The 26619-nt window shown below is 37.2% G+C and carries 26 protein-coding genes and 1 tRNA gene; 19 read left to right on the forward strand and 8 right to left on the reverse strand.

The window, feature by feature from the left end; translation table 11 throughout:
* Positions 1-42: 42 nt before the first annotated feature.
* The gene (locus OQ268_RS09880) at positions 43-669 is read left to right on the forward strand and encodes a hypothetical protein (RefSeq protein ID WP_265855957.1); all 627 of its coding nucleotides are present in this window, start codon (positions 43-45) and stop codon (positions 667-669) included.
* A 71-nt stretch (positions 670-740) separates the two neighbouring features.
* On the opposite strand, the gene sppA is transcribed toward OQ268_RS09880, so the two are convergent.
* Positions 741-2507 (reverse strand): signal peptide peptidase SppA, encoded by a 1767-nt coding sequence (sppA, locus tag OQ268_RS09885; RefSeq protein WP_265855958.1) that lies wholly within the window; start codon positions 2505-2507, stop codon positions 741-743.
* Positions 2508-2549: 42 nt separating this feature from the next.
* Between sppA and folK the strand changes: the two genes are divergently transcribed.
* The gene (folK, locus tag OQ268_RS09890) at positions 2550-3053 is read left to right on the forward strand and encodes a 2-amino-4-hydroxy-6-hydroxymethyldihydropteridine diphosphokinase (RefSeq protein WP_265855959.1); all 504 of its coding nucleotides are present in this window, start codon (positions 2550-2552) and stop codon (positions 3051-3053) included.
* Positions 3054-3070: 17 nt separating this feature from the next.
* Positions 3071-3445 carry an Hpt domain-containing protein gene (locus tag OQ268_RS09895; protein WP_265855960.1) on the forward strand — a complete coding sequence of 125 codons (375 nt, stop codon included), beginning with the start codon at positions 3071-3073 and terminating at the stop codon, positions 3443-3445.
* Positions 3446-3599: 154 nt separating this feature from the next.
* Here the strand turns inward: OQ268_RS09895 and pssA are convergent, their stop codons facing one another.
* Positions 3600-4292, reverse strand: coding sequence for a CDP-diacylglycerol--serine O-phosphatidyltransferase (gene pssA, locus OQ268_RS09900; RefSeq protein WP_265855961.1), 693 nt, complete (start codon positions 4290-4292; stop codon positions 3600-3602).
* Between the two features lie 95 nt (positions 4293-4387).
* Complete coding sequence (rho, locus tag OQ268_RS09905; protein WP_265855962.1) at positions 4388-6106, reverse strand: transcription termination factor Rho; 1719 nt, start codon at positions 6104-6106, stop codon at positions 4388-4390.
* Positions 6107-6525: 419 nt separating this feature from the next.
* Here rho and pyrF point away from each other — a divergent pair, with 419 nt between their 5' ends.
* The 5 genes from pyrF (at position 6526) to OQ268_RS09930 (ending at position 10274) form a co-directional block, all read left to right on the forward strand.
* A complete protein-coding gene (gene pyrF / locus OQ268_RS09910) occupies positions 6526-7356 on the forward strand; it encodes an orotidine-5'-phosphate decarboxylase (RefSeq protein WP_265855963.1) in 831 nt (276 codons plus the stop codon).
* A 63-nt stretch (positions 7357-7419) separates the two neighbouring features.
* Positions 7420-8328, forward strand: coding sequence for a DMT family transporter (locus tag OQ268_RS09915; RefSeq protein ID WP_265855964.1), 909 nt, complete (start codon positions 7420-7422; stop codon positions 8326-8328).
* Between the two features lie 64 nt (positions 8329-8392).
* A complete protein-coding gene (locus tag OQ268_RS09920; protein ID WP_265855965.1) occupies positions 8393-9676 on the forward strand; it encodes a DUF2851 family protein in 1284 nt (427 codons plus the stop codon).
* 43 nt (positions 9677-9719) lie between these two features.
* Entirely contained in the window at positions 9720-9935 is a 216-nt protein-coding gene (locus OQ268_RS09925; RefSeq protein WP_265855966.1) for a hypothetical protein, read from the forward strand.
* Between the two features lie 120 nt (positions 9936-10055).
* A complete protein-coding gene (locus OQ268_RS09930) occupies positions 10056-10274 on the forward strand; it encodes a PspC domain-containing protein (protein ID WP_265855967.1) in 219 nt (72 codons plus the stop codon).
* 30 nt (positions 10275-10304) lie between these two features.
* Here the strand turns inward: OQ268_RS09930 and OQ268_RS09935 are convergent, their stop codons facing one another.
* Positions 10305-10961 carry an ankyrin repeat domain-containing protein gene (locus OQ268_RS09935; protein ID WP_265855968.1) on the reverse strand — a complete coding sequence of 219 codons (657 nt, stop codon included), beginning with the start codon at positions 10959-10961 and terminating at the stop codon, positions 10305-10307.
* A 435-nt stretch (positions 10962-11396) separates the two neighbouring features.
* Between OQ268_RS09935 and OQ268_RS09940 the strand changes: the two genes are divergently transcribed.
* From OQ268_RS09940 to OQ268_RS09960, 5 genes are all read left to right on the forward strand, one after another.
* Entirely contained in the window at positions 11397-13988 is a 2592-nt protein-coding gene (locus OQ268_RS09940) for an FtsK/SpoIIIE family DNA translocase (protein ID WP_265855969.1), read from the forward strand.
* Positions 13989-14052: 64 nt separating this feature from the next.
* Complete coding sequence (locus OQ268_RS09945) at positions 14053-14703, forward strand: LolA family protein (protein WP_265855970.1); 651 nt, start codon at positions 14053-14055, stop codon at positions 14701-14703.
* Between the two features lie 159 nt (positions 14704-14862).
* Positions 14863-15135 (forward strand): hypothetical protein, encoded by a 273-nt coding sequence (locus tag OQ268_RS09950; protein WP_265855971.1) that lies wholly within the window; start codon positions 14863-14865, stop codon positions 15133-15135.
* Positions 15136-15184: 49 nt separating this feature from the next.
* Positions 15185-15949: an MBL fold metallo-hydrolase gene (locus tag OQ268_RS09955; RefSeq protein ID WP_265855972.1), complete on the forward strand. Its 765-nt coding sequence runs from the start codon at positions 15185-15187 to the stop codon at positions 15947-15949.
* Between the two features lie 43 nt (positions 15950-15992).
* A tRNA-Leu gene (locus OQ268_RS09960) sits at positions 15993-16076 on the forward strand.
* 316 nt (positions 16077-16392) lie between these two features.
* Here the strand turns inward: OQ268_RS09960 and OQ268_RS09965 are convergent.
* Complete coding sequence (locus tag OQ268_RS09965; RefSeq protein ID WP_265855973.1) at positions 16393-16668, reverse strand: hypothetical protein; 276 nt, start codon at positions 16666-16668, stop codon at positions 16393-16395.
* 181 nt (positions 16669-16849) lie between these two features.
* Here OQ268_RS09965 and OQ268_RS09970 point away from each other — a divergent pair, with 181 nt between their 5' ends.
* The 3 genes from OQ268_RS09970 to OQ268_RS09980 all read left to right on the forward strand — a co-directional run bounded on the left by OQ268_RS09970 (position 16850) and on the right by OQ268_RS09980 (position 19427).
* On the forward strand, positions 16850-17632 hold the full coding sequence (locus OQ268_RS09970; RefSeq protein WP_265855974.1) for a hypothetical protein: 783 nt from the start codon (positions 16850-16852) through the stop codon (positions 17630-17632).
* A gap of 76 nt (positions 17633-17708) precedes the next feature.
* The gene (locus OQ268_RS09975) at positions 17709-18266 is read left to right on the forward strand and encodes a superinfection exclusion B family protein (RefSeq protein WP_265855975.1); all 558 of its coding nucleotides are present in this window, start codon (positions 17709-17711) and stop codon (positions 18264-18266) included.
* Positions 18267-18890: 624 nt separating this feature from the next.
* Positions 18891-19427 (forward strand): DoxX family membrane protein, encoded by a 537-nt coding sequence (locus OQ268_RS09980; RefSeq protein ID WP_265855976.1) that lies wholly within the window; start codon positions 18891-18893, stop codon positions 19425-19427.
* Positions 19428-19709: 282 nt separating this feature from the next.
* Here OQ268_RS09980 and OQ268_RS09985 read toward each other — a convergent pair whose 3' ends face one another.
* Positions 19710-19964: a DUF3072 domain-containing protein gene (locus OQ268_RS09985; RefSeq protein ID WP_265855977.1), complete on the reverse strand. Its 255-nt coding sequence runs from the start codon at positions 19962-19964 to the stop codon at positions 19710-19712.
* Between the two features lie 212 nt (positions 19965-20176).
* Complete coding sequence (locus OQ268_RS09990; RefSeq protein ID WP_265855978.1) at positions 20177-21322, reverse strand: acyltransferase family protein; 1146 nt, start codon at positions 21320-21322, stop codon at positions 20177-20179.
* Between the two features lie 235 nt (positions 21323-21557).
* Between OQ268_RS09990 and OQ268_RS09995 the strand changes: the two genes are divergently transcribed.
* Positions 21558-23765: a TonB-dependent receptor gene (locus tag OQ268_RS09995; protein WP_265855979.1), complete on the forward strand. Its 2208-nt coding sequence runs from the start codon at positions 21558-21560 to the stop codon at positions 23763-23765.
* 161 nt (positions 23766-23926) lie between these two features.
* On the forward strand, positions 23927-24163 hold the full coding sequence (locus tag OQ268_RS10000; RefSeq protein WP_265855980.1) for a hypothetical protein: 237 nt from the start codon (positions 23927-23929) through the stop codon (positions 24161-24163).
* A 257-nt stretch (positions 24164-24420) separates the two neighbouring features.
* Here the strand turns inward: OQ268_RS10000 and OQ268_RS10005 are convergent, their stop codons facing one another.
* Positions 24421-25113, reverse strand: a complete 693-nt coding sequence (locus OQ268_RS10005) for a sensor histidine kinase (protein ID WP_265855981.1) — start codon at positions 25111-25113, stop codon at positions 24421-24423.
* A gap of 423 nt (positions 25114-25536) precedes the next feature.
* Here OQ268_RS10005 and OQ268_RS10010 point away from each other — a divergent pair, with 423 nt between their 5' ends.
* A complete protein-coding gene (locus OQ268_RS10010) occupies positions 25537-26172 on the forward strand; it encodes a response regulator transcription factor (protein ID WP_265855982.1) in 636 nt (211 codons plus the stop codon).
* Positions 26173-26619 lie beyond the last annotated feature (447 nt).

Here is a 26619-nt window from a genome sequence, read left to right on the forward strand (position 1 = left end):
ATTTATTTCAAACAGAATTTAGCAATATGGTGTTCTATCATAATGAAATTATCGAGTATTTTTTTATTCGCAGCCACAACCATGGTGTTCGCCTGTCAATCCTCAAAAAACGGTCAACACAAAGCCGATTCTATTGCAAGCATAGAATCTGGGCCTGGTAAAATCGTAGATCCAACATTTTTAATAGTTCCTGGAAGGTCTATCGGTGAAATTTCCCTGGGAGACAGCATTGAAAAGGTTGCCAAGGTATTAGGAAAGGCAGATGGTGGCGATGCTGCCATGGGAAAAGCATGGGGAATTTGGTATGGTAGCAAAATGGAAAATGGTGATACAGATGAAATTGCCATCTACTCCTCTTACAAGGATACCACTATGCATGTAAAAGATGTTAAGCAGATAAGAATTACTTCTCCTAAATATAAAACACAAGATGGGTTTACTGTCGGACGGACAACTTCAGAAACTAAAAACAAGTTTCCTGGAATGGCGCTTGCCAGCAGTTACTTAACTGCCACCAAAGATACAGTACAAATTTACGATGCCAAACAAGAGGGAATAGCATTCGAATTCTTACGTGGAAAAGGCGTGGCTTTAACTATACATCCGCCCAACCAATCGGTGAATAATACTTACTTAACTTTGCACCCAGATTGGAAAATTCTTGAATAATAAATCGATGTACAGGAAAAATGACCTCGTTAGTCTGGTAGTTCCCAACCTAACGGGGTCAAATGTTCACACTATTTAATTACTGCCTCGAACGGCATCCTTGCCTGAATGCCTGAGCTAGAGATAACTTTTTTCATCTGCTGATAAAGAAAATATTGATCACCTAACTCTTGCTTGGTATAATACGTTTTAATTTTATCAGTGCTTTCAGCCATAAAAGATTTCAATGGATTAACAACATCTGGATATTCTACAACTTTATAGTCTTTCAGTTTAGCCTTTTTTGCTGCTGCTCTTATTGCATCATTAAAACTGCCAATTCTATCTGCCAAACCAATTTGTACGGCATCAGTTCCGATCCATACATGTCCGCCCCCAACACTATCAATGTATGCTTTGCTTTTCTTTCTTCCATCTGCAACTCGGGTAATAAATCCATCATAAATTCTATTCAGCTCATTCTGGATAATGAACCTTTCTCCCGGTGTCATTGGTCTATTGGTAGCCATAATATCTGCATACTTTCCTGTTTTTACACCATCGAAAGTAATACCGAGTTTGTTGGTCATTAAATTTTGAAAGTTTGGAATGATTCCGAAAACACCGATGGAGCCGGTAATGGTATTCGGCTGTACGAAAATGCTATCAGCTGCACAACCAATGTAATAACCACCAGACGCCGCAACATCTCCAAAAGAAGCTATCACTGGCTTCTCTTTTTTAGCCAGCACAACTTCTCTCCAAATCACGTCAGATGCAAGGGCACTTCCACCTGGAGAGTTAACCCGAATTACGATGGCTTTGATGTTATCGTCTAAGCGGGCCTTCCTTATGGCTCTCGAAATCCGTTCAGATCCAATCTGGTTATCGTTTCCTTCACCACCATTAATTTCGCCATTGGCATAAATTACGGCCACTTTATCGCTGCCACTACCGCTTTCGGTGTTGTTTATCGCGTAATCATTTATCGATACGGTGCGTACATTTTCGCCTCTGGTTCTGCCAGATAATCCTTTCAATTCCTCCAAAATCTGATCCTTATATTTTAGTCCATCAACCATTTTGTAGTTTAATGCATCTTTAGGTTGCTGAATTTTAAAATCATCAGCAATTTTATAAAGGCTATCTTTCTGGATCGCTCTACTTTGTGCAATGTCTGCTAAAAAAGTATTGTATAAACCACCAACGTAAGCAGTAACTTGTTTGCGGTTGTAATCGCTCATTTTATCTAAAATGAAAGGCTCTACCGCACTTTTGTAGTTACCTACACGTATCACTTGCATCTCCACGCCAACTTTTTCAAGTGTGCCCTTAAAAAAAGTAAGCTCCGAACTAAAACCTTTAAATTCCAATGCGCCTTCTGGGTTGAGGTAAATTTTATCGGCAACTGATGCCAGGTAGTAGGCGCCCTGAGTGTATACCTCGCTGTAGGCGATAATTTTCTTGTGCGACTTTTTAAAATCTATCAACGCATTTCTTACCTCACGCATTGTTGCAAAACCCGCATTCGGACTACTTACGCTCAAATACAAGCATTTAATATTGTCGTCAGTTTTCGCTCGCTTCAAAGATTTTAAAAGGTCGTTTAATCCAATACCATCTTTTTCGTCTCCACCAACAATGGGTAAATTTCCAAACGGATTTTTTGGGGTACGTTCGGTCACAGCCTGATCTAAATTTAAAAACAATACAGAATTATTGGCAACAGTTACACTCTTATCACTATCTACAGACGCAATTGCGCCTACAATAATAACGCCGATGATGATGAAAATAATTACCATTGAAAGGAAAAATCCCAACATTGAGGCAAATAGATACTTGAAAAAATCTTTCATTTAAATGCTAATTTTGTGGTGTAAAGATATGAAAATACACGAATGCATAATATCGCTTTAGAGTACCGAACAGTTTATTTGTTACTGGGTGGAAATTTAGGCAACCGGGCCGATAATTTGGCGAAAGCCATTTCACTTATCCGGCAAAGCATCGGTGAAATCGAGAAGATCTCCGCCTGCTACGAAACTGCCGCCTGGGGCAAAATGGATCAACCCGCCTTCCTCAATCAGGCAATTGCGGTACGAACCACATTGTCTCCGCTAGAAGTATTAGATCAGGCTTTAAACGCCGAAAAAGTGTTAGGGCGCATCCGCAAAGAAAAATGGGGCGAACGGCTTATCGATATCGATATTTTACTCTACGAAAATGAAATCATCAACATAGAAAATAGACTCACAATCCCACATCCAGAAATGCAGCATCGAAAATTCGTAATGATCCCGCTGGCAGAAATCGCTCCCGATGTCATCCACCCTATACTGCAAAAAACAATTTTATCGATAGCAGAAAATATAAACGATATTTTAGAGGTTAAGAGGTTGTAAATAGCTAGCTTTGCGATATGGAGAATAAAAATGATAATCATCCCTTAGATTTATCATATCTCATACAAATGGTTGGTCATAATCCAGAATTTATGATCGAAGTTTTTGACACTTTTTTAGCGCAGACTCCCTTTTATATGGCCGAGTTGGAAGATGCGATGCTGCATAAAAGCTGGGAAAAAGTTGGTAACTGTGCACATAAAATTAAACCAACCTTTAGCTATGTTGGTCGTGCAGATATTAAAGATTTTGTTCAGAAAATAGAGCATAATGCTAGAAATTTAGCCGACATAGATCAACTTCCAGCTGATATCGAGCGGCTAAAAATTACTGTCGTGGCAATATACAGGCAGATAGAGGCAGCAAAAAAAGAGTTAATAGCAAAAGATTAATTTTTAGTAAAGCAGGGCAGGGCGACTTGTGGGCTGCAGCAGGCCTGCTTTTCATTACAATCTTTTTGCAGAAGGGAGATCTAAGCCGAACGTGCAGTAACACAAAAAGTATTTTCATTGCAATCAGGTTTATATTGCAAATGTTGTGTTGCTATTAGGGTTTACTTCCTGCGCCCTGTCCTCTAAAATGGAGTACAGAAAGTGCAATATAGAGAACCAACACAAAAGGAATTGCAGCGAATTTCAGCACCCCAATCAGCACCGCCGATAAAATTAAGAATATAAATTTTATTTTATTTTGTGCCCAACTTAAGTTGTTCAACTTCATCGAAAAAATTTTTATTTCGCTAACCAACAAGTAGCTGGTTATTGCAGTTATGGCAATTAATAAAATGGTAGAGCCAATCAACTTCGGATAATCTTCAGCAATGAAAGGCAGCGAGCAAATGAAAATGGTATTCATTGGCGTATTCAATCCAATAAAATCTTCAGTTTGGCGCTCATCGTTATTAAATTTAGCTAATCGCAAAGCCGAGAAAATTGTAATAAAAAAGCCGATGTATGGCAAATAAGCCGAAGCGTAATCGCTGCTTTTCAACAATTGGAACATGATAACCCCTGGCATAAAACCAAAACTTACCATGTCTGCCAAAGAATCCAAATCTTTACCAATGGCAGATTTAACATGTAGAATGCGTGCGGCCATGCCATCAAAAAAATCGAAGATTCCGGATAGAATTACGAAGTACGCTGCAATTTGTAATTCGCCTTTAAACGCGAAGACAATGCCAATGCAACCAGAAAATAGGTTCGCACAAGTAATTGCGTTAGGAATATGCCTTTTCATCGGTATTAAGTTGAAAGGATAAAAATTAAGGTTTAAAGCTGTGATCTTCTTCTAAAAAAGCACTAAACTTTAAACCTTAAACTTTGAAACGCTATTTAGCTATTCATAGAAATTAAAAATTCCTCGTTACTTTTTGTGCCTTTAATTTGTGCTTGTACAAATTCCATTGCTTCCTGACTGTTCATATCGGCAAGGTGGTTACGTAAAATCCATACACGTTGCAACGTATCTCTGTCATGTAACAAATCATCCCTACGAGTGCTTGATGCGGTAATATCAATGGCAGGGAAAATGCGTTTGTTTGATAATTTACGATCCAGTTGTAACTCCATGTTACCTGTTCCTTTAAATTCTTCAAAAATTACCTCATCCATTTTAGAGCCTGTATCTGTTAATGCCGTGGCCAAAATGGTAAGTGACCCCCCGTTTTCAATGTTACGGGCAGCACCAAAGAAACGTTTTGGTTTGTGTAGGGCGTTGGCATCAACACCACCAGATAAAATTTTACCAGAAGCAGGTGCGGTAGTATTGTAGGCTCTTGCTAAACGGGTGATAGAATCTAAAAGAATAACTACATCATGTCCACTTTCTACCAATCGTTTAGATTTTTCTAGAACAATATTGGCAATTTTTACATGGCGTTCGGCAGGTTCATCGAAAGTAGAAGCAATAACCTCTGCTCGTACACTTCTAGCCATATCAGTAACCTCCTCCGGACGTTCATCAATTAACAGGATAATTAGGTATACCTCCGGATGATTTTTAGCAATAGCATTTGCTACTTCTTTTAGAAGATTGGTTTTACCGGTTTTTGGTTGTGCAACAATTAAACCACGTTGTCCTTTACCAATTGGTGTAAACAAATCCATTATCCGAGTAGAATAGTTATTCGTATCGGTAAATAAATTTAGTCTTTCAGTCGGAAAAAGCGGTGTCAAATAATCAAAAGGAACGCGGTCACGAACTTCGGCAGGAATTCTGCCGTTAATGGTTTCTACCCTAACAAGAGGAAAATACTTCTCGCCTTCTTTCGGCGGGCGGATACTTCCTTTTACTGTATCGCCGGTTTTTAAGCCAAAAAGCTTAATCTGCGATTGCGATACGTAAATATCATCGGGTGAGGTAAGGTAATTATAATCTGCAGAGCGCAAGAAACCATAGCCATCAGGCATAATTTCTAACACACCTTCATTAGTGATTACATTATCGAAATCTAAATTGGAATAACTGTTTTCGTTTTTGTGGTGGTTGCCACCGCCTGGTTGTTTCTGCTGGCGATTTTCATCGCGTTGCGTTTTCTCTTGTTTTTCTTTAGGCTCCGGGCGTTGTTTTGGTGCCGGGGGCAAAACCTCTGCAGATTCTTCGATCAACGCTGAAATAGGTTTTACGCTCTCTTCGCCGTCGAAAATTCGATCGGGTTGTTTTTCAGACTGCTGTTGATGCTGCGGTTCATCGAAAAGGGTAACAGAATCTTTTTTTCGCTCTATCGGTGCTTTCGAATCATCTTTGCTTAATCGGGCTCGTTTCTTTACCGGCTTTTCGGCAACACTTGTAGCTGTTGCAGCTGCGGTTGCTTTTGGTGCTTTTTCGGCTTTTGATGCTTTACTCTTTGCTGCCGGAGCTGTTGCAACAGGTTCAGCTTCAGCATATGGGTCTGCTACGCTTTTAGCAGCACTTATAATTTCTTGCTGGTGCAGTAATACTTCAACAAGGTCTATTTTTCTCAGGGATTCGGCACCTTCAATGCCATAGGATTTTGCAAGCTCACGTAATTCTGGAGTAAGCTTATCATTTAATTCTGTTTTGCTAAACATTCTAAATATATATGTTTCAAGAAATTTTTCATTGTTTATAACGGAAGTTTCCTGTTATAAATCTGCATCGGCCTATTTATTTGTGTAAGCACAAGCCTTGCTTTATTTTTTGTGTATAAATTCTTTGGGCTATAAAACCAAATGAGTTAATAACTAGATACGCTCAAAATATTTCATAATTGTTTACATGCCGAACAAGAACGATAAATCGCTTTCAAAAAAAGTAAAAAAAACAAGTCTTGATTAATTTTTCTGGGATATTCAGATAAACGGTTGAGAAATTATGTTGCAATTGTATGTATTTGAAACGTAATCCGCAAGAAAAAGTTTAAAATGTTTATAAAAATATTTTTAATGGGGATATTTTAATCGTGCTAAAACATTTAAAATCTTCATATTTGCAGCAAATAAGGCTATTTATGACTAAGCAGCAACTTTTCGAGCATATCCAAAGAAAACGTTCATTTTTGTGCGTAGGATTGGATTCCTCGCTAGATAAAATCCCGCCACATCTACTAAAATACAAAAATCCGATTCTGGAATTCAATAAACAGATCATTGATGCCACGAAGGATCTTTGTGTGGCATATAAGCCGAATACTGCTTTTTATGAATGTTATGGCGCAAAAGGTTGGGAAACCCTGGTTGAAACCTGCAACTACATCCCCTCGGATATTTTCTCCATTGCAGATGCCAAGCGTGGTGATATTGGCAATACCTCTACCATGTACGCAGAAACTTTTTTCAATACAGAATCTTCAGGCATGAGTTTCGACGCTGTAACGGTAGCGCCTTATATGGGCAGCGATTCGGTAACACCATTTTTAAATTATAAAAATAAATGGGTTATTCTGCTGGCTTTAACCTCAAACCTTGGCCATGCCGATTTTCAATTACAACCGGCGGGAGATGAGCAACTCTTTGAAAAAGTTTTGCGCATTAGTCAACAATGGGCAACCGCAGAGCAGATGATGTATGTGGTTGGTGCAACCAGGGGGGCAGCATTTGCCGATGTAAGAAAGCTGGCGCCAAACCATTTTCTGTTAGTGCCAGGAGTGGGTGCACAGGGTGGCGATTTACAAGAGGTTTGTAAATATGGCTTGAACGCTCAATGTGGCTTGTTAATTAACTCTTCGAGAGGAATAATATATGCGAGTAATGGGGAAGATTTTGCAGAAAAGGCTAGGGAAGAAGCATTAAAACTGCAACAGCAGATGGAGCAAATTTTAAAAAATGCATCGCTTTTATAGTATGAAGCAAATTATTAAGGTTATTTCCATTTTTTGTAATTAAAGCTAATGCCCGGCAGCGCAATGAAATCCAAAATCGATTTAAAACTTATATTCGCATTAATTGGCGTAGCGTTAATTTGGGGTACAACGTATTTGGGTATTCGGGTTGCGGTGAAAAGCATTCCGGCTTGGTATGTAACGGCAATACGCCAAAGCATCGCATCTCTTATCATCTTGCTCATCCTCATCAAACAAAATGAATTAAAATGGATTGGCTGGTTGAACTTAAGAAGACAGCTCTTGCTTTCTATTTTGATGGTGGTAATCGCTAATGGCATGACCACTGTGGCGGAGAAAACCATCCCAAGCGGGCTTACTTCGCTAATAAATGCTACCTCTCCACTATTGGTGTTTATAGGTTGCGTTTTTCTTGGTATTCAAAAGGCAAGTTTAAAAGGCTTTATTGGGGTATTTATTGGGTTTTTAGGGATTGTTTTTATTTTTAGGGATGGGATCGGTGATTTACTTGATCCCGATTACCGGAATGGAATATTATCATTAGTTATCGCCGTATCTGGATGGACGATTGGTACCATATATTCTAAAAAACATAGCGGCAAGCCGCAATACATTTTCCTAAATCTGTTTTATCAATTTATATTTTCTGCTGTAGTACAGTTGGGTTTGGCACTAATTTTCTCTGGCCGGGCAGATGTAAGCGCTTGGGAAACAGAAAGTTTGTTTGCTGCCGTCTATCTGGCAGTTTTCGGATCCGTTCTGGGCTATTTCTGCTATCATTATGCACTAAAAAAAGTGTCGGCCTCTGAGGTTTCTATTTTAACATACTTCAACACTATAATAGCTATATTTTTAGGCTGGCTGATTTTAAACGAAACCGTAAATTCTGATCTCATCATAGCAACCTGTTTAATTATTGCAGGTGTCTTCATCACCAATTACAAAAAGAAAACGCCTGTAAAAGCCATTTGAAGCCAGAACATAAAATAGGTTGGTGAACATTAAAACCTAAAGGAATAATTTCCTATCTTCAAGAATGAATTTTCCGGAAGATTTTCTTCATTATGTTTGGCAGTTCCGTTCTTTCTCCCATACAAATCTGAAAACATCAGATGGAGAGGACCTGAGAATTATTCATCAAGGGATGCTAAATAAGAACGCAGGGCCAGATTTTGCCAATGCAAAGATGCAAATTGGCGAAACTTTATGGGCTGGGAATGTAGAAATCCACATCAGATCATCTGATTGGTTAAAGCATCAGCACCAGAATGATCTGAATTACGAAAATGTTATTTTGCATGTGGTTTTTGAAGACGATGCCAAAATTACACGGATAGATGGATCTTCGATGCCCACTTTGGTACTAAAGCAAAGAATAGCATCCGAACTCATTGATAAATATGCCAATTTGTTTCTTACGCTTACAGATTTTCCTTGTATGGAGCAAATTAAAACCGTAGATCAATTTGTTGTCGATACATTTATCTCAAGGGTTTTGGTTGAGCGTTTTGAGCAAAAAACCAATACTGTTTTAGAAACGTTAAATGCTTTAAACGGCAATTGGGATGAAACCTTCTATCGTTTTATAGCAAAGAACTTTGGCTTTAAGGTTAATGCGCTTCCTTTTGAAATGCTGGCAGAAGCGATCCCACAGCAAATATTTGCTAAACATAAAGATAACGCCTTTCAAATAGAAGCATTAGTTTTTGGAGCATCTGGATTACTGAGCGGTTCTGTTACATCTCCATATCCGAAAAAACTCAAAGCAGAGTTCGAGTTTTTACAGAAAAAATATGGCATTAAACCTATACAGCCCCAGCTTTGGAAATTTATGAGAATGCGGCCGCAAAATTTCCCAACCATCCGTTTAGCTCAATTTGCAGCATTAATTATAAAGGCTAACCACCTATTTTCTAAAGTAATGGATATTAGAGATGTAACCCATTTGCGAAGTTTATTTGAGGAATTGCCTGTAAACGACTACTGGAAAAATCATTATCATTTTAAGAATAACACCACTTCAGTAGCAACACAAATAGGCAAAAAATCTATCGATAATCTTTTGCTAAATACGGTAGCACTTTTTCTATTTGCCTATGGTAAACACTCAGCAAGCCCATTCTACATAAACAGGGCACTGAAGTTATTAGAAGGATTACCTGCAGAAGAAAATGCCATCACCACGAAATTTGTACACGCAGGGTTGAAATTTGATAATGCGTTTAAATCGCAAGGTGTACTACAGTTGAAAACACAGTATTGCGATAAGAGAAAGTGCCTATCCTGTAGTATTGGCATCAAAATTCTAAAACAGGCTTAAAATGCTGTAAAACTTTTACTTATATTATTGGTTAATAGCTATTATGGAATTTCCTCATGAATTAAAAGAATTGTACGCTGATAAAATTGTTGAAGTTAGGGGTAATGCCGATGCTTTAACCGTTATACTAAAATCAGGCGTAGATATTGGAAACTTTATCGCTGATTTAAAGGCCAAATACGTTGGATTAGAAGAGCAACAAACATTATTTATTAAACATGAGCACATGCAGGATTTTGAGAAGCTGACCTTGTCTTAATTCATGTAATTTTCATTTCTATTGTTGTTACTCGAAATTTATCTGTAAATTAGGGTGAGGAACGATTGGTTATTACGCTTCTTTATTTTTATCTGGGCAAAAATTTAAAATAAGCTTAACATGTTTCAAAGAATCATCACCTATTTCGAACAACAAAGTTTTGGAGTGTCGACTTACTTAGCCAACCGCTTAAATATGAGTACCGCCAAGGTGCGTCTGTTTTTCATCTATTCATCTTTTCTGGCTGTGGGTTTCCCAATACTGTTTTATTTTTTGGCTGCTTTTGTGTTAGATATTAGAACATACATGAAAAAAATGCGGTTGCGGATTTGGGAATAGGTACACCCATTCTTAGTATCTTCAATTTAGCTAATCATCATCCCTTAAGATTTCTGCAATCTCATTAAAGCCTTTTTCTGCTGCCAAGTCTGCCGGACGCTTTCCGCCCTCCATGCGTAAAGAAACCTCTGCTCCGTGTTCTAACAATAAAATAATTAATTCAATATTTCCGAGTTGTGCTGCCGTATGTAGCGGCGCCAAGCCTGCCTTCTGACAAACATTTGGATATGCCCCGGCTTCTAAAAGCATTTTCGTAATATTTAAGTTGTTCGCTGCAACCGCAGAATGAATGGGGAAAACGTTGAAACCATTTTTGGAAGCGAGATTTACATCAGCACCTTTCAGTACCAGGAAGCGAGCCAGGTCTTCATGCCCAAAATAACATGCTAGACCGAGCGGCGTAAAGCCATCGTCAGAAAATTCGTTAACGATTTCTGGCTGCTGAAAAATGATTAAGGTAGCGCTATCAAATTTACCAACTGCACAAGCTTCGAAAATGGTTAGGTCATCAGTAAACTCAGCAATAATTTCTGCTATTTCTGGTTTCTTATAGTAGCAAGCAAGCAATAATGGCGAAATGCGGTGCGATGTATTGGTGTTTGCCAAATTAGGTTGTTTAACCAAAAGGCTTTTTACTGCATCAGCATCATTTGCCTCGATGTGTTCTTCGAGTTGCGTTATACTCATATTCGTTTGTTAGTCTATTTAATAATCGTTTTAAATTAACAAAAAATAAATATAGTGAGAAATAATAACTAAAATTTGAGTGGTTGAAAAGGATGGTAAGCTCATTTTTGCCTGAAGAAAATTCATATCTTCATAAAAAAATCCCGTCTAACCTCTCCAGGCTAGACGGGAAAAACCTAAAACAAAATCCGTTTCATTTGATAAAACGCTCAACGTGTGTGTTGTAAAATAATAGACAAGAATTTTTTCTAAAGGTTTAATCAGAAGCGATTATTTTATCGGCAGAAATGGAGCTTTCAAATTACGATGCGCATAAACAGGACGTTACCGTGGTGGTATACCTAATTTGTGAGTTAGCGAGAAGAGAACGATAAAATTGTTCGCAAAAGCAACAATTTTATCTAAGTTTGTTGTTAAATATTTATAAGAATAGAAATGGCGGTAAGGGGAAACCAGTTTAAAACCAATACATTTAGAGATAAGGGTACCGAGAATACATCGGGAAGGGCGTCATCTAGTCGCCAGCCTAAAGAAAAAAAAGAGTATTTGCCACAATTCGACTTGCAGGATGGTCGTGCTATAAAAATTGTAGGTTTATTTTTTGTAATCCTTTCCCTTTACTTCTTAATTGCATTTACATCTTATTTATTTACTTGGCAAGATGATCAGAGCTATGTGATAGATGCAAATGGTGGGTGGTCTAATTTATTTAAAACTGCCGATGAACTCAAAGATTCGGGTGTAACTATCCCGGTGGTACAAAACTGGTTAGGTAAATTTGGGGCATTATTATCTCATCAATTCATTTATGAGTGGTTTGGTATAGCATCTTTTTTATTCGTTTTAGCATTTTTTATTATTGGTTACCGCCTTTTATTTAAGGTTAAAATTTTATCCATTTCAAAGACACTCGGTTACAGCTTCTTCTTTTTACTATTTATTTCGCTCACATTGGGTTTCGCTCATAGTTTTTGGGCGGAATCTCCCCATTACGTAGAGGGGGAATTTGGCTATTGGAGCAACAAGCTTTTAGCGGCACAGATTGGGGCTGCAGGTGTTGCCGGTTTAATTGCCTTTGCTGGCCTAACCATCCTAATTATTGCGTATAATATCGACTTCAAATTGCCCGAACGCAAGGCTAAAGAAGTTTATCTTGACAATGAAACAACTGATTATGTAAATGAAGTGCGTGCACAGTTTGCTCATAAAGATGAAGTGGATGAGCCGTCAGAAGCGATCGAATTTCCGGTACGCGAAAAACCAGTAACCGAACGCAAACAGCAAAACGTAGTACTTCAGCCAAATCGATTTGAAGCCACCAAGGAGCAGGAAGAAGATACGGCCTCGGTTATACTTTCGCCTTTGGCAACGAACTTGCCATTAGCCACTGCTGCTGCAACGGCTTTGCCATTAACTGTTGAACCAGCGGTGCCAGAAGAAAAAGAACCAACATTCACTATAGAAAAAACAGAAGAAGAAAAGAAATCTGAAGATTTAGTTGAGCAATTTGGTAATTATGATGAGAAGTTAGATTTGTCTGGCTACCGATACCCAACGGTTGATCTACTTGAGAATTACGGTACCAATAAAATCTCGGTTAATGCAGAGGAATTGGAGGCCAACAAAAATAAAATTGTTGAAACCCTCAATCACTACAATATCGAGATTGATAAAATTAAAGCGACTATTGGTCCCACGGTTACACTTTACGAAATTATCCCGGCACCAGGCGTGCGCATTTCAAAAATTAAAAACCTCGAAGATGACATCGCACTTTCACTAGCGGCCCTGGGAATCCGGATTATTGCACCTATGCCTGGAAAAGGAACTATTGGTATCGAAGTACCTAACCAACATCCGGAAATGGTGCCCATGCGGAGCATTTTAAACACGGAAAAATGGACCCAAAATGCAATGGATTTGCCTATTGCCTTGGGGAAAACCATAAGCAACGAGGTTTTCATTGCCGATTTAGCCAAAATGCCTCACTTACTGGTAGCTGGGGCTACAGGGCAAGGAAAATCGGTGGGTATCAATGCGATATTAGTATCGCTACTTTTCAAAAAACATCCCGCACAATTAAAATTTGTGTTGGTAGATCCAAAAAAAGTAGAATTAACCCTATTCAATCGAATAGAACGCCACTTCCTGGCGAAATTGCCTGGAGAGGCCGATGCCATTATAACCGATACCAAAAAAGTGGTGAACACTTTAAATTCTTTATGTATTGAAATGGATCAACGCTATGATTTATTAAAAGATGCTCAGGTAAGGAATTTAAAAGAATACAACGATAAATTTATAAAGCGCAAGCTAAATCCAAATAACGGACATCGGTTCCTGCCCTTTATTGTATTAGTGGTAGATGAGTTTGCCGATTTGATGATGACAGCAGGAAAGGAAGTGGAAGCACCAATTGCCCGTTTAGCTCAATTGGCACGTGCCATTGGTATTCACCTGGTGTTGGCTACGCAGCGTCCATCAGTAAATATTATTACCGGTACAATCAAAGCAAATTTTCCAGCCAGGCTAGCATTTAGGGTGTTGTCTAAAATTGATTCGAGAACGATTCTGGATAGTGGCGGGGCAGACCAATTAATTGGTAGGGGAGACATGTTGTTATCAACAGGTAGCGACTTAATCAGGCTACAGTGTGCTTTTGTTGATACACCTGAAGTCGATCGCATTTCAGAATTTATTGGCAACCAACGCGGCTATGCGGATGCCTATCAGTTACCAGAATATATTGATGAAGCAGGGGAAGGAAGTAAAGCAGATTTTGATCCGAATGAACGCGACAAGTTTTTCGAAGATGCAGCCAGGCTTATTGTAATGCATCAACAGGGTTCTACATCGCTTATCCAGCGTAAATTAAAATTGGGATATAACCGTGCAGGAAGAATCATCGACCAGTTAGAGGCTGCAGGGATTGTTGGCCCATTCGAAGGTAGCAAAGCAAGAGAAGTTTTGTATCCGGATGAGTACTCTTTGGAACAATTCTTGAATAACATGGATGACAAGGGCTAATTTTAAACCTTTTTGGTTATTACGGCTCTAAAGTTCGTTTAGACTATAAAATTTAAAACACAAGATGAAGAGATTATTTTCGGTAGTAATGGTTGTAGTTGCTTTTACAACTGCTACTTATGCACAAACAGATGCAAAAGCTAAAGCAATTTTAGCTGAGGTGAGTAAAAAATACAAATCGTACAATATTGTTAAAACAGATTTCAGTTTTACTTTAGATAATCCTAAAGCAAAGGTTAAAGAAACGCAGCAAGGAACGCTTTACGTTAAAGCCAACTCTAATAAATATAAAGTGGCTATGACTAACCAGGAATTGTTTAGCGATGGGAAAAGCCAATGGACTTACCTTAAGAAAGACAAAGAAGTGCAGGTGAGTAACGTTGATAACAGTAGCGATGCGATTAATCCTGCTAAAATTTTCACGGTTTACGAAAAAGGGTTTAAATACATGTATACAGGCGAACAGAAAGTTGGAGGTAAAACTTACCAAATGATTGACTTAACGCCGGTTGATGCAAAAAAATCGATTTTTAAAGTTCGTTTAAGTATTGATAAAGCGGCTAAACAAATTGCAAATGTGGTGTTGTTTGATAAAAACGGAAACAAATACACTTACAACGTGAAAACCTTTTCACCAAATGTTAATGTTCCGGAAACAACTTTTGCGTTTGACGCAAAAAAATATCCAGGTGTTGAAGTTGTAGACTTGCGTTAACAACCATCACTTTTTAAAGATTTATTGAGCGGTTCAGTTGGAAACAACTGGACCTTTTTTGTTGATTAGCATTTTTACCAATAGGCAAAAATGGATTGGGTAACTTTTTTCCTCGCTGTATTTATGGAATGCTGATTAGATTTCTCTAAGTTTGTTTTAATGTCGTTACCATTTACAAATCATACTTTAGAGAAATTAGAACAGTTACTTCTTGCAATGGGTTTCAAAGTTCGATATGAAAAGGGAAACTTTAAAACTGGTTCTTGCTTACTGGCGCATAACAAGATCATTGTGGTAAATAAATTTTCTAATTTAGAGGGAAAGATTGTAGGATTGGTAAAGCTCGTTAAGGAAAGCAATCCTGATGAAAACATGTTAGATGAAAAACAACGCCACTTTTTTCACTCATTACAACAAACTGAATTATTTTAATGCCGATACAGATCTTTAATTACCTGAATAGAAAGGAAAGTTGTTTAGAATGAAAATTACTTTTTTAGGTACTGGTACATCGCAGGGAGTGCCGGTAATTGCTTGTAATTGCGAAGTTTGCTTATCGGAAGATCACCGTGATAATCGCTTGAGAACTTCAATTTTAATTGAAACTGAGGATAAAACTATTGTGATAGACAGTGGTCCTGATTTTCGTTCTCAGCTCCTTAGGGCACATGTTAAAGATCTTGATGCAGTATTATTTACACATGAGCATAAAGATCATATCGCTGGCTTGGATGATATCCGTCCATTTAATTACCTGCTGCATAAAGTAATCGATGTTTATGCCACCTCTCGCGTTCAGGAAGCCCTTAAAAGGGAGTTTCATTATATCTTTGCAGATACCAGATACCACGGCTTACCTCAAATAAAACTCCATACATTGGTAGGTGGCGATGATTTCACGATTGGCAACAGTACCATTTCGCCTATCGAAGTAATGCATTATAAACTGCCAATACTGGGTTACCGAATTGGCGACTTTACTTACATTACTGATGCAAAAACCATTTCTGATGAGAGTATTAGAAAGATCTCTGGCTCTAAAATACTGGTTATTAATGCACTACAAAGAGAGCCGCACATTTCTCATTTTACGTTAGATGAAGCCATTGCATTTGCGCAGTTGGTTGGTGCTGGTACCACCTATTTAACACACATTAGCCATAATTTGGGTTTACATGCCGAAGTTGAATCCTTATTGCCACCAAATATTAAGCTGGCCTACGACAACTTAAAAATTGAATTATAATTGTTGCCGCAAAATCTAAAATTAAATTATATTTGCAACACATACTCAGGTGGCGAAATTGGTAGACGCACCAGCTTGAGGGGCTGGCGCCCGTACGGGTGTGGGAGTTCGAATCTCCTCTTGAGTACAATATTGTTGAACATCTCTTTGGTGATTGACGAATAAAATAAAAGCCACTTAGACATAAGTGGCTTTTATTTTGCCAGTTGGTTTATTATCAACTTCGCAATTTTTTTTGCCTCCTTAATTTTGTGGATTTAACACAATAGATTTTTGATACATTCCAACTGCTTCACCTTTATTCTTTGCACAAGAAGTGCTTAGCCATAACTTTTCTATGCATTCCAACTATTAGGAAATAGTTGTTTAATTGGTTCAAATGTTGTAAGCCCTCATAAGTTTCCTTAAATACTTTTAAAGCCTTTTCGTGCTTTTCAGGCGATTCAAATACCTGGTTCAATAACTTCCATTTTTCTGCTTCTATTAATATTTGTTGCTGGTATTAATTTTATAATATCCGTAAAGAACTCCCTTTTTATTTCCGGGCTACCTGAATTAAGTTTCGCTTCAATTGATAGCAAAGCTCTCTCGAGTAGCCTTTCTAAAAGTGGTTTTACAGGCTTTTTCTTTTTGCCCTTTGGTCTTCCCGTCGGGCATCCTGCTACTCCTTTTTGAAATGGCATAAAATGCTTTCTTCTTGTTTTTTTATTGATGCTCAAAAATACCTGTAAGTGGTGGGGTGGGGAAGTTGGCGAGGTTACGAGAGAATACAAATAAGTTGTATATTGGTGGTACACCTAACACTCTTAAATTAATGAAGCTTTTTAATGGGTTAAATATGTTTCCACTCATGGAACTGCTCAAGGTATAATACCTAGATTTCAATTGCATTTCATGGAAATGTCGGAATTTGCATTTCCATTCAATAAAGAAAGAAAAAATTTGGTTGAAAGTTTTGTAGACCAAACACAGGATCACTTCACAAACTTCTATGACGTTTTTAATGAAGTTATTAATTTGCGGAACGAGTATATTGATGGCATCTTAACGGGAAAATACTTTAGCGTTTCTGGAGAAAACGAAATTACTTCTGATATCAGTCCTGAAATAGTAATAAGGAGAAAGATTGTAGATTTTTTTATTTCAGGTAAACAGCTCTTAAATAATTTTTGTTTGTCAAATTTAATCTCTGACGGTGAATTTGAAGCAAAAGATTTTTTGCTTTCTAAACCAGAAGTCATTGAAAAATATATCAGAAAACAATCATCAAAATTCAAATATAAATCTGGTTACACCAAAATTGCAAATATTGCATTTGAGGCTCAAAAAAAGTTTTTGGCAAATTTTATGTTTAGGAGAAATAGAATAGAGCATGATTATGGGAAGAATATTCCTGATTTTAAAATTTATGTAAATGATTTAAAGGAGATTAAGATCATAGAACCGATATACTATGAAGAAAATATATTCGAGCAGATAATTAATTATTATTATTCAACACTTGATTTAATCGAAGATGTGAGTTCATATTTCTTCGGAGTAAATGCACATATAAATAGCAAAGGTATAATCACGCTTCTTAAACGAAAGGAGAAAGCTGATCCATCCAAGTTTAAATATAGATATGCAATCAAATTGCATGTAAACGATCCAAATTTAGTGCCTATGCTAAGGTCTAAATAGTTATTAAATTTATAAATCAATTATTTGACATTGTTGTATATCGGTACTATCTTGGGTACTAAATTAATATCTCATTATGACATGGGCTTCTTTTGTTGAAAATGGAAAAGTATCGTTAAGATTTCTTTTTCCAATTGCAGTAGTTTCTGCTTGTTTTCTTTTTTTGCCGGATGATTGGAAAGCAAAACTTTCGATTGACAAAGTTTCTGAAGATTATTCCAAATATTTTGGCATCGCATTTCTTCTTTCGGTTGTTCTTATACTAACAGATATCGTTTTAAGCGTTTCAAAAGGCATTTCAAGCTCAACAAGAAATAAAAAGATAGATAAGTATGTTAATGACTTTGTTAATAGCCTTGCCAACGATGAAAAAGCACTGTTGAGAGAGTTTTATATTAATGGACGAGATACATTACCACTACCAATATACAACCCAACGGTTTTAGGCCTCATTTCAAAAAGAATTTTAGTGCAAATTGGTACCGTTGGAACTATGGTGAATTATGAAGCATGCATGAGTTATGCGGTAAGTGAGATAGCAAAAAAATATCTTACGAATGAAAACATAATGCTACCAAAAGAACAAACCGAGGCAAATATAAAGCTTATAGAAAATAATAGGTTTAGGTGGTAGTTAATAGCACGTTAAACCGTATGTTAAATTTAAAAATAGCTTTTTAAGCAAATAGCAGGCTACTGTTTTATACGCCTAAGACGAGTATACCAGAAGTCTTCACTTGTTTGCTGAATAGTCATAATCTTAGTGAATAATAGATCTACAAGTGCTGGAGATTTAACTACGGTGTAAAAATACTCTCTTTTTAAGTCTAGTTCCTCCTTAGTAATCCAGTTGGTAGTTGCTCCTCGTTCATTAGATTTAGGTATATTTCTCCATTCTACCCCATTATAAAGCCTATAATCTTCCGTTATAGTAACTTGCCTTCGTAAATCAAATTCATAAGTTTTGCTGTAAGTTAGTATATGCACCAATATGCCGAACGCATCATCATTCTTTGCATCCTCTGCATTTAAAATACAAAATGTTTATCCAAAAAATAAAATCCTGCGAACCATTGTCAAAATAAAATAACCCAGAACCTTAATGGACGGAAACCTTATTTTTATGGAGGTGCTACTTTGCAGTCCGTACACTTAGGTGTATTTACTACACAAATCAGAGAATTAACGCATTACCCCTTTGAGGACTAAACTGTCATGTATTTTGTCTCGTATATCTAGTAGTTTAAACCCAATAGTTATGCTTGGAATCAAAAGTTTGACAGAAACGAGAATCGTGGCTTGGAAGGCCAGGAACGGCATGAACATCCTTAGGGTATGCTTAGGAATTATCTTTATATGGTTTGGCATGTTAAAGTTCTTTCCTGGTTTGAGTTCTGCTGAGGAAATTGCCGGCAGAACAATACTAAAGTTAACATTCGGTTGGGTAAAGCCTGCCTTCTCAATGCCAATGCTTGCAGTTTGGGAATGCATCATCGGAATTGGTTTAATCTCTAAAGCCTGGCTTAGGTTAACCCTTATTCTATTATATCTGCAGATGGCAGGCACATTCCTGCCGTTAATCTTTTTTCCACATGAGACATTTAACCATTCATTGTTGGTTCCAACACTGCTAGGACAGTATATCATCAAGAATTTTGTCCTAATCTCCGGAGGGATTGTTATCGGTGCCACTATCAGAGGTGGAAAATTAACCGTTGCTCCAACTAGTGAAGATAGAGCTGCCAGACTGGAGAAGCGTTTTGGACGAGTTAAAAGACTATTGCGTTTTGGTTAGTAATGATTGAATATTTTGAGCGCTAGCTAACAACCATCAGCTTAATTCCTTTACCAATTATTGCAGCCTTATCTCGCTGCCATTAACCGACAGATTAAAAAAACAAAAGTACTCTTGCGGCGATATCACGATTTCTAATTAGGCTAATTTGCTTAAATTAAAAAAAGCATTCCCTGTAAGTGCTTACCTACAAAAAATGCTTTTAAACGCTACCAGACGGTTATCATTATCCTGTTTTCGAGGTTCAGAATGTTGCAGCGTTAGGCAAGTAAATCTTACAGGCTACGGATTAGAATCTAATCCACGTCCGGTTTTCTGCTGAAGATCATCTATTTTCTTCGATGCTTCGGATTTGGACAATGTCTCATCCATTTCCTCGCCAGCTTCATCAGATAATGTTTTAAGGTAAGAATGTTGTGCTCCAGTCATGGGTTCATTGCCGGTTGTCCAATCATCGGGATTTTTGACGGTATTATCACCCTTTAATGCATTATCGTTACCTGATAAAGGATTATTGTTTTCTTGTTGTTTATTCATGATTAGAAGATTATTATTTAATCATATAAACATCAAAAATTACTAAAAGTTTTAGCAATAAACAGATGAAGGAAAAAAGGTTAGAATTGAGCTACGAATAGCCATAAACCGTGAAGTTATTCATCACCCTTGTGGAAATTATAAGGAATAGAAAGATCAAGAAAAGATGTTATCTGAAAAATCAGGAAAATTTAATCTTGATGATCCATCCGTTATTTAGCTTCAAGTACATGGGCATCATCTTTAACTGCTCTGTGTCGTAACCATTTCCTTAGTGGCTCATCATAATATTTTAAAGCCATGTACGCCAGAATGATTGCGCCGAATAAGATTCCCAGTGCATAAGGCAAGGCCATTAACGGGGTAATTTCTTTGTGGTTGCTAATCCAGGCCACATAAAAATAAACGATGGGATAGTGAACCATGTACAATGGGTAAGATATATCCCCCAGAAATTTACAGATTTTCTTTTCTGTTTCACTCTTGATTGTTCCGCTTGCACCAACATAAACAATTAGTGGGAAAATGATAATGATACTAAGCGAATCGTAAATTCCATTCATCCATTTATCTGCATCCCCACCAATACGAGGCATGTAAAGAATAACGGCAATGGCAACACTACACCACAAAAAAGCATTTTTAATTTTTGTAGGTTTGGCAATCCTAGAGAGGAGAAGACCTGCAAAAAAAGGATACACGGTTCTAGTAAAACCTATGCGTACCTGTTCTACATTTAAAGTCCACCCTCCGCTAACATCGCCATTGCTAATGGCCAGGTGGGCAAGGGCTACAGCAGCTATTGCCACCAATACCCCAAGTGCAATTTTCGAAAATTTTCTAATCCAAACCGCATAAAGAATGTTGGCAATATATTCAAAAAAAAGAGACCATCCCACACTGTTAAGTGGATGCATCTCTTGCCAACCCCTGATATCAAGTGATAATGGAACCGGAAGAATGGTGTAACCAATCAACATCACCAGAAGCATTTTCCATAAGGGTATGGTATGGATTAGTGGCCATATTGTAGAGTCTGTGAAATAAAAACCTATCGCTCCAAGTGTCATTCCTAAAATAACCATTGGTTGAAGTCTTGCAATGCGGCGTTTAAAAAATGTACCTACATTTATCTGTTTCCAACGATCATCATAAGCATAGCCAATTACGAAACCAGAGAGTAAAAAGAAAAAGTCTACCGCTAAATAGCCATGATTTACAAATTTATCTATGTTACTTGTAGAGAATGGTTCGGCTAAATGAAATGTGACAACAATGATTGCAGCAATTCCCCGAAGGCCATCTAGAATTGGATAATGAGGTTTAGATAAAGCTTGCGCATCGGGATTAGCATACATATCTGTGCAAAATAAGAAAAAGGTCTAATCCGAACAACCAAATAATACCATGTTTTATGGCAATTGATATTATAAGTAAGGTTTTAAGAAAGCATTGATCGATACGCTTTTGATTACCATCCACTTTAAAGATGTATGCTAACTGATTTCGGGCAAGTTCTGATCGCTTGATTAAATGTGTAAAAAGTTTGTTCTACTAAATCTGAACATGACGATTTGCGTATTTTCGCGGTCAATGAAACTACTGTATACTATCGCACTAAGTCTTTCTTTATCTTCCGTTTTCGCTCAGCAATTTCAAGGAAAGGTCACTTCATCAGACCGCTTACCGTTGGAAGATGTTTATTTACAAAACTTAAGCAATAAACGCCATGCACACACCGATAGGCTAGGTCTTTTCAAATTAAGGGATGTTAAAATAGGCGATTCGATAAGAGTTACTTTGGTCGGCTATCAGCCTAAATTAATAACCGTCTCCTCAAACGAACAAGATATCCAACTTTCACAATCTAACTTCCAGCTAGATGAGGTGGTGGTATCTGAAGGGGTAAATCACCTTTCATCTGTTGCTGCTGTTGATATTGCTACAAACCCCGTAAATTCTGCGCAGGAACTATTACGGAAAGTGCCAGGCTTGTTTATTGGCCAACATGCAGGCGGGGGTAAAGCAGAACAGCTTTTTCTTCGTGGCTTCGATCTCGATCATGGTACAGACATTAATATCAGTGTAGATGGTATGCCAGTAAACATGGTTAGCCATGCACACGGACAGGGTTATGCCGACCTCCATTTTCTTATTCCAGAATTGGTTTCAAGTATAGACTTCGATAAAGGTCCATACCATGCAGATAAAGGTAATTTGGCTACTGCCGGGTATGTTGCTTTCGAAACGAAAGAACGCCTAGAACATAATTCTTTAACGTTTGAGGGCGGGAAGTTCAACACCTTCAAAGGTCTTGGTCAATTTAGCCTGCTCAATAACGATAGGCAATCTGCTTACATTGCCGGAAGTTATATTGAAACAGATGGTCCATTCGAAGCTAGTCAGGATTTTAAGAGACTTAATCTGATGGGGAAATACACCCGCAATTTTAACGATGCTGACCGCTTATCAATTAGCGCTATGCATTTTAGTAGCTCTTGGCTGGCTTCGGGGCAAATTCCTCAGCGAGCTGTAGATAATGGATTAATTAGCCGCTTCGGTGCCATTGATCCAAATGAAGGTGGCAAAACAAGTCGTACAAATGTTAACCTTAAATACGATGCATTTATAAACGAAGCAACCAGCCTAAAAACAAGTGCTTTTTATAGCAGATACAACTTTGAACTGTACAGCAACTTCACATTCTTTTTAAACGATCCGGTTAACGGCGACCAGATCAGGCAAAAAGAAGGGAGGAATATCGTAGGTCTGGAATCTGTACTTGAGAAAAGATACTTTGCTAAAGACATAGATTTCAGCATTAAGGCTGGTGCCGGCGTTCGTGGAGACCTCATAAATGATATTGAGCTTTCGCACACGCTGGATAGAACCACAGTGCTGGAGCAAATCCAGTTTGGCGATGTAAATGAGTGGAACGGTTACGCCTTTATAAATGCTGATATCGATTTTGGCAAACTATTGATTAATCCCGCCCTTAGGGTAGATTATTTTCGTTTTGGTTATACTGATCATCTTAATAACAATCTATTTTCATCAACCAGGAAAGCTGCGGTAAGCCCAAAACTAAATTTTCTGTACAATGAGAATCCAAATCTGCAGTTTTTTTTAAAGTTGGGAAAGGGTTTTCATAGTAACGATTCGAGAGTAGTTCTAGCACAACGCACAAACACAATTCTACCGGCGGCCTATGGTGCAGATCTTGGTCTAAGTTGGAAACCGGCACCTCGTTTAATATTAAATGCTGCTGCATGGTACCTTTACCTGCAGCAAGAATTTGTGTATGTGGGAGATGAAGGAGTTGTTGAGCCGAGCGGAAGGACTGCCAGAAAGGGAATTGATTTTGGCCTTAGGTATCAACTGAATAACTGGCTGTTTTTAAATGGCGACATTACATATAATCACGGCAGGGCTTTAGATGAACCAATAGCTGAGAACTACATCCCTTTAGCGCCACCATTTACATTTACAGGCGGTTTAAATGTTAAAGACTTTAAAGGTTTTTCTGGAAGCCTAAAGTCTCGTTACCTGGCATCGAGACCAGCGAATGAAGATAATTCGATTGTAGCAAAAGGTTATTTTATTACTGATGCAAACGTTAACTACAGTTGGAAAAGGTTTTCGATAGGTTTAATTACAGAGAATATTTTCGATAGGGAATGGAATGAGACCCAATTTGCAACCGAATCCAGGCTACTTAATGAGGCCAATCCTGTTGATGAAATCCATTTTACACCAGGTACGCCTTTTAACATTAGGGCAGTTTTGTCAATTAAATTTTAGAGTGTAATAAACAAAATATTCGTTCGTATTGTATGTATAAGTTTAACGCTAAAAACAGTCCATCATTAAATGCTTAGCGATGGGTAATCACTAACACCAAACAAATTTTGTTAAAGTGCTGTTAAGTATGCAACCTTCTATAAAACTAACAGATGTCTCTAATGTTTAATAATACCGAATTTGATAATTTTAAAAAAATTACACTTAAGCGGCTTAAACCAATTTTAAAAATCATGGATATTACGGTCGATTTTGTCGAAATATCCACCAGCTATTTGGGAAAATCTTACGAAGTTCGTGTTATGGGCGTTCGCGATGGCAAAGGAAAATGGTCTTGGGACCTTGTGCGAGTGGTAAACCGGAGTGTTATTCCTTCACAGGGAATTTCTACCATCTAATTTCCTGTTTTCAAGGATTAAATAGAAATCATTAACATCTTTTTTCTCTCTAATCAGTAATTTTGCATGCTGAATAGCACATTCCGCAAAGACATTTATAAATTTTTTTTGATTAGAAAATGGCTCAAAAAGGCTATATGATGCTGAAAAGCTTTCAGTTACTTTTGTAGTCATGATCAATCATGGGACAATTTTTAGAACATCATTCTTTGGATGGAGAATGATGTTTCTATTTTTGAGCTAACCGTATCTTGTTATTAATAAGGTAAATTGTGTTTCATTGGGATATTAATTCTCATCCTTGTTCCCTTATAATTTTCGATAATTAAACCTGCTTTTAATCGCTCTGTACGCGTTTTGATGTTATTAATTCCCATTCCAGATGATTTAACGTTCGCCGGATCGAAGCCTATTCCATTATCTTTTATAGAAAGAATTAATTGTTCTTTTTCAATTTCGATAAGTAATAAGACTTCCGTGGCCTGCGCATGCTTCACTACATTGTGCGCAATTTCCTTAGCAATAAGGTAGCAGTCTCTTCTACTTTGACTTTCTAACTCCAGGTGTGGAATAATTTCGGGAAGTTCAGCCCTGAATTTTATAGGTGTATGTTCAAATAATTTCCTCACCTGTTCTTCAATGAAATAAATCAAGCTTTCCAAATAGTCACTATTTGCGTTGGAACTCCAAATAATTTCTTTAATTTTTAAAGAAATTTCCCTGATCATGGTATCAATTGTTTTCAATTCTCCTATTTCTGGTCGTAATCTGGCAGAAATTTCCGAATAAAGCTTTAATCCAGTCAAACCAGAGCCAATTTCATCGTGTATTTCACTGCTAATTCGATCACGTTCAGCTTTTATTAATTTATTTTGATTTATGAACCTTTTCTTATACCGATTTGCCAGGCGATAAAATCTTATTGTGAGAAAAATAAAAATAAATAACATCAAAATCAATAAAAAATTTGATGATAAGTTGGGCAGGTTTAAATTTAGGAGTGTCATATTAGGGGGCAGATTTTGGATCAGAAAAGCACATTTATCTCATATTTCGTAGTTTTAATAATACCTAAAGTATTATTTCTAGTCTGTGTTCGTATTACTGATTTGGCGATTTAGTGTAGTATCGATTTAAGAAAAAAAGTCGGATTTCTATTGTTAACTATAAGATATTAAAGGGCATGATTAAAACTTTATGTTTGCTTAGGTTTGTAATGTCAATTTTAGCTTGTACATAATGCCCTTTCTGAACAGATAATGCTTCTTAAGTCTATACTCGCTTAACTTCGCATTTAATACCTTGTAAAATAAGGCAGATCTTTATGGATTGGGACAAAATATTTAGCAATAATACATAAAAAAGCCATAATTATGATCTCAATATCTATTGTAGAAGACCATTTTCACTACCGAAACAGTTTGGTAGGGTCAATCCTGGAAAGTAAATCGTTTGAAATTAAAGGCGTACATGCATCTGCTGAGGAAGCTTTACAGAATTTGCCTAAGGAATGTCCTGATATTGCAATCGTTGATATTCAGTTGGCTAATAAATCTGGAATAGATCTTATTGTAGAAAGCAAGACGAAAATGGATAAAACACTTTTTCTTATGTGTACGGGCTATCAAAACGACGAAAAGATTTTTAGCGCCCTACAAGCGGGTGCATCCGGTTACATTATTAAAGGATCTACATCCACAGAAATACATGAAGCCTTATTAGAACTCTACAATGGTGGTTCGCCAATGAGTCCTTACATTGCTAGAAAGGTAATAAGTTTAATCCAGGGACGTACGCCGGTTAAAGAAAAAGTAGATTTGGGATTAAGTGAGCGTGAACTTGAAGTTTTATCGCTCTTGAGTAAGGGCTTATTATACAAAGAGATTTCTGAAATGCTTTTTATTAGTCCAAATACGGTGAAGAATCATTGCAAAAATATTTACAAACGATTGCATGTGCAGAATAAAATTGAAGCACTAAATAAGTTTAAAGATTATAGTTACAACTAGTTATAGATTTCCCAAACCTAAATTTTGGCAATCTAAACAAGTTTAATAATGCCAATTTTAATGTTCAATTTTCGCTCTCAGTTAAATTTTTGAATGTTTAAAACTAAATTAAGAAAAGTAAAACTTTATATCAGTTGATGTGTTTCGTCTAAAAACAAACATCAATTTTATTAGTGTTAATTGTTTTTTATTAGAATCAATTTGTTACATGTATAGCCTCATTCAGTATGATTAAATTAGCGTATAGTACCCCTCTCTCAAAACTCCACAAAATTAAAATCGGAGACAACATTGTTGATGAATACGATTCGAAAGGAAGAGTAGTCAAAATCACAAAGAAATTAAAAACTGATTTTACAGAGTTTATCTTCGTTTTGGATAGCCGCCAAACCGTTTTTATTATAAGCGCATCTGCTTAGATCTTAGGTTTTTAGCTGCTTCATGGAG

Origin of the sequence: Pedobacter sandarakinus (genome assembly GCF_026240095.1) — a bacterium.
GTDB classification, from domain to species: Bacteria; Bacteroidota; Bacteroidia; order Sphingobacteriales; family Sphingobacteriaceae; genus Pedobacter; species Pedobacter sandarakinus.

Bases quoted from the DNA above. Each gene is read 5' to 3' on its own strand.
- OQ268_RS09880 (WP_265855957.1), top strand. From the start codon at position 43: ATGAAATTATCGAGTATTTTTTTATTCGCAGCCACAACCATGGTGTTC.
- sppA (WP_265855958.1), bottom strand. From the start codon at position 2,507: ATGAAAGATTTTTTCAAGTATCTATTTGCCTCAATGTTGGGATTTTTC.
- folK (WP_265855959.1), top strand. From the start codon at position 2,550: ATGCATAATATCGCTTTAGAGTACCGAACAGTTTATTTGTTACTGGGT.
- OQ268_RS09895 (WP_265855960.1), top strand. From the start codon at position 3,071: ATGGAGAATAAAAATGATAATCATCCCTTAGATTTATCATATCTCATA.
- pssA (WP_265855961.1), bottom strand. From the start codon at position 4,292: ATGAAAAGGCATATTCCTAACGCAATTACTTGTGCGAACCTATTTTCT.
- rho (WP_265855962.1), bottom strand. From the start codon at position 6,106: ATGTTTAGCAAAACAGAATTAAATGATAAGCTTACTCCAGAATTACGT.
- pyrF (WP_265855963.1), top strand. From the start codon at position 6,526: ATGACTAAGCAGCAACTTTTCGAGCATATCCAAAGAAAACGTTCATTT.
- OQ268_RS09915 (WP_265855964.1), top strand. From the start codon at position 7,420: ATGAAATCCAAAATCGATTTAAAACTTATATTCGCATTAATTGGCGTA.
- OQ268_RS09920 (WP_265855965.1), top strand. From the start codon at position 8,393: ATGAATTTTCCGGAAGATTTTCTTCATTATGTTTGGCAGTTCCGTTCT.
- OQ268_RS09925 (WP_265855966.1), top strand. From the start codon at position 9,720: ATGGAATTTCCTCATGAATTAAAAGAATTGTACGCTGATAAAATTGTT.
- OQ268_RS09930 (WP_265855967.1), top strand. From the start codon at position 10,056: ATGTTTCAAAGAATCATCACCTATTTCGAACAACAAAGTTTTGGAGTG.
- OQ268_RS09935 (WP_265855968.1), bottom strand. From the start codon at position 10,961: ATGAGTATAACGCAACTCGAAGAACACATCGAGGCAAATGATGCTGAT.
- OQ268_RS09940 (WP_265855969.1), top strand. From the start codon at position 11,397: ATGGCGGTAAGGGGAAACCAGTTTAAAACCAATACATTTAGAGATAAG.
- OQ268_RS09945 (WP_265855970.1), top strand. From the start codon at position 14,053: ATGAAGAGATTATTTTCGGTAGTAATGGTTGTAGTTGCTTTTACAACT.
- OQ268_RS09950 (WP_265855971.1), top strand. From the start codon at position 14,863: ATGTCGTTACCATTTACAAATCATACTTTAGAGAAATTAGAACAGTTA.
- OQ268_RS09955 (WP_265855972.1), top strand. From the start codon at position 15,185: ATGAAAATTACTTTTTTAGGTACTGGTACATCGCAGGGAGTGCCGGTA.
- OQ268_RS09970 (WP_265855974.1), top strand. From the start codon at position 16,850: ATGTCGGAATTTGCATTTCCATTCAATAAAGAAAGAAAAAATTTGGTT.
- OQ268_RS09975 (WP_265855975.1), top strand. From the start codon at position 17,709: ATGACATGGGCTTCTTTTGTTGAAAATGGAAAAGTATCGTTAAGATTT.
- OQ268_RS09980 (WP_265855976.1), top strand. From the start codon at position 18,891: ATGCTTGGAATCAAAAGTTTGACAGAAACGAGAATCGTGGCTTGGAAG.
- OQ268_RS09985 (WP_265855977.1), bottom strand. From the start codon at position 19,964: ATGAATAAACAACAAGAAAACAATAATCCTTTATCAGGTAACGATAAT.
- OQ268_RS09990 (WP_265855978.1), bottom strand. From the start codon at position 21,322: ATGTATGCTAATCCCGATGCGCAAGCTTTATCTAAACCTCATTATCCA.
- OQ268_RS09995 (WP_265855979.1), top strand. From the start codon at position 21,558: ATGAAACTACTGTATACTATCGCACTAAGTCTTTCTTTATCTTCCGTT.
- OQ268_RS10000 (WP_265855980.1), top strand. From the start codon at position 23,927: ATGTTTAATAATACCGAATTTGATAATTTTAAAAAAATTACACTTAAG.
- OQ268_RS10005 (WP_265855981.1), bottom strand. From the start codon at position 25,113: ATGTTATTTATTTTTATTTTTCTCACAATAAGATTTTATCGCCTGGCA.
- OQ268_RS10010 (WP_265855982.1), top strand. From the start codon at position 25,537: ATGATCTCAATATCTATTGTAGAAGACCATTTTCACTACCGAAACAGT.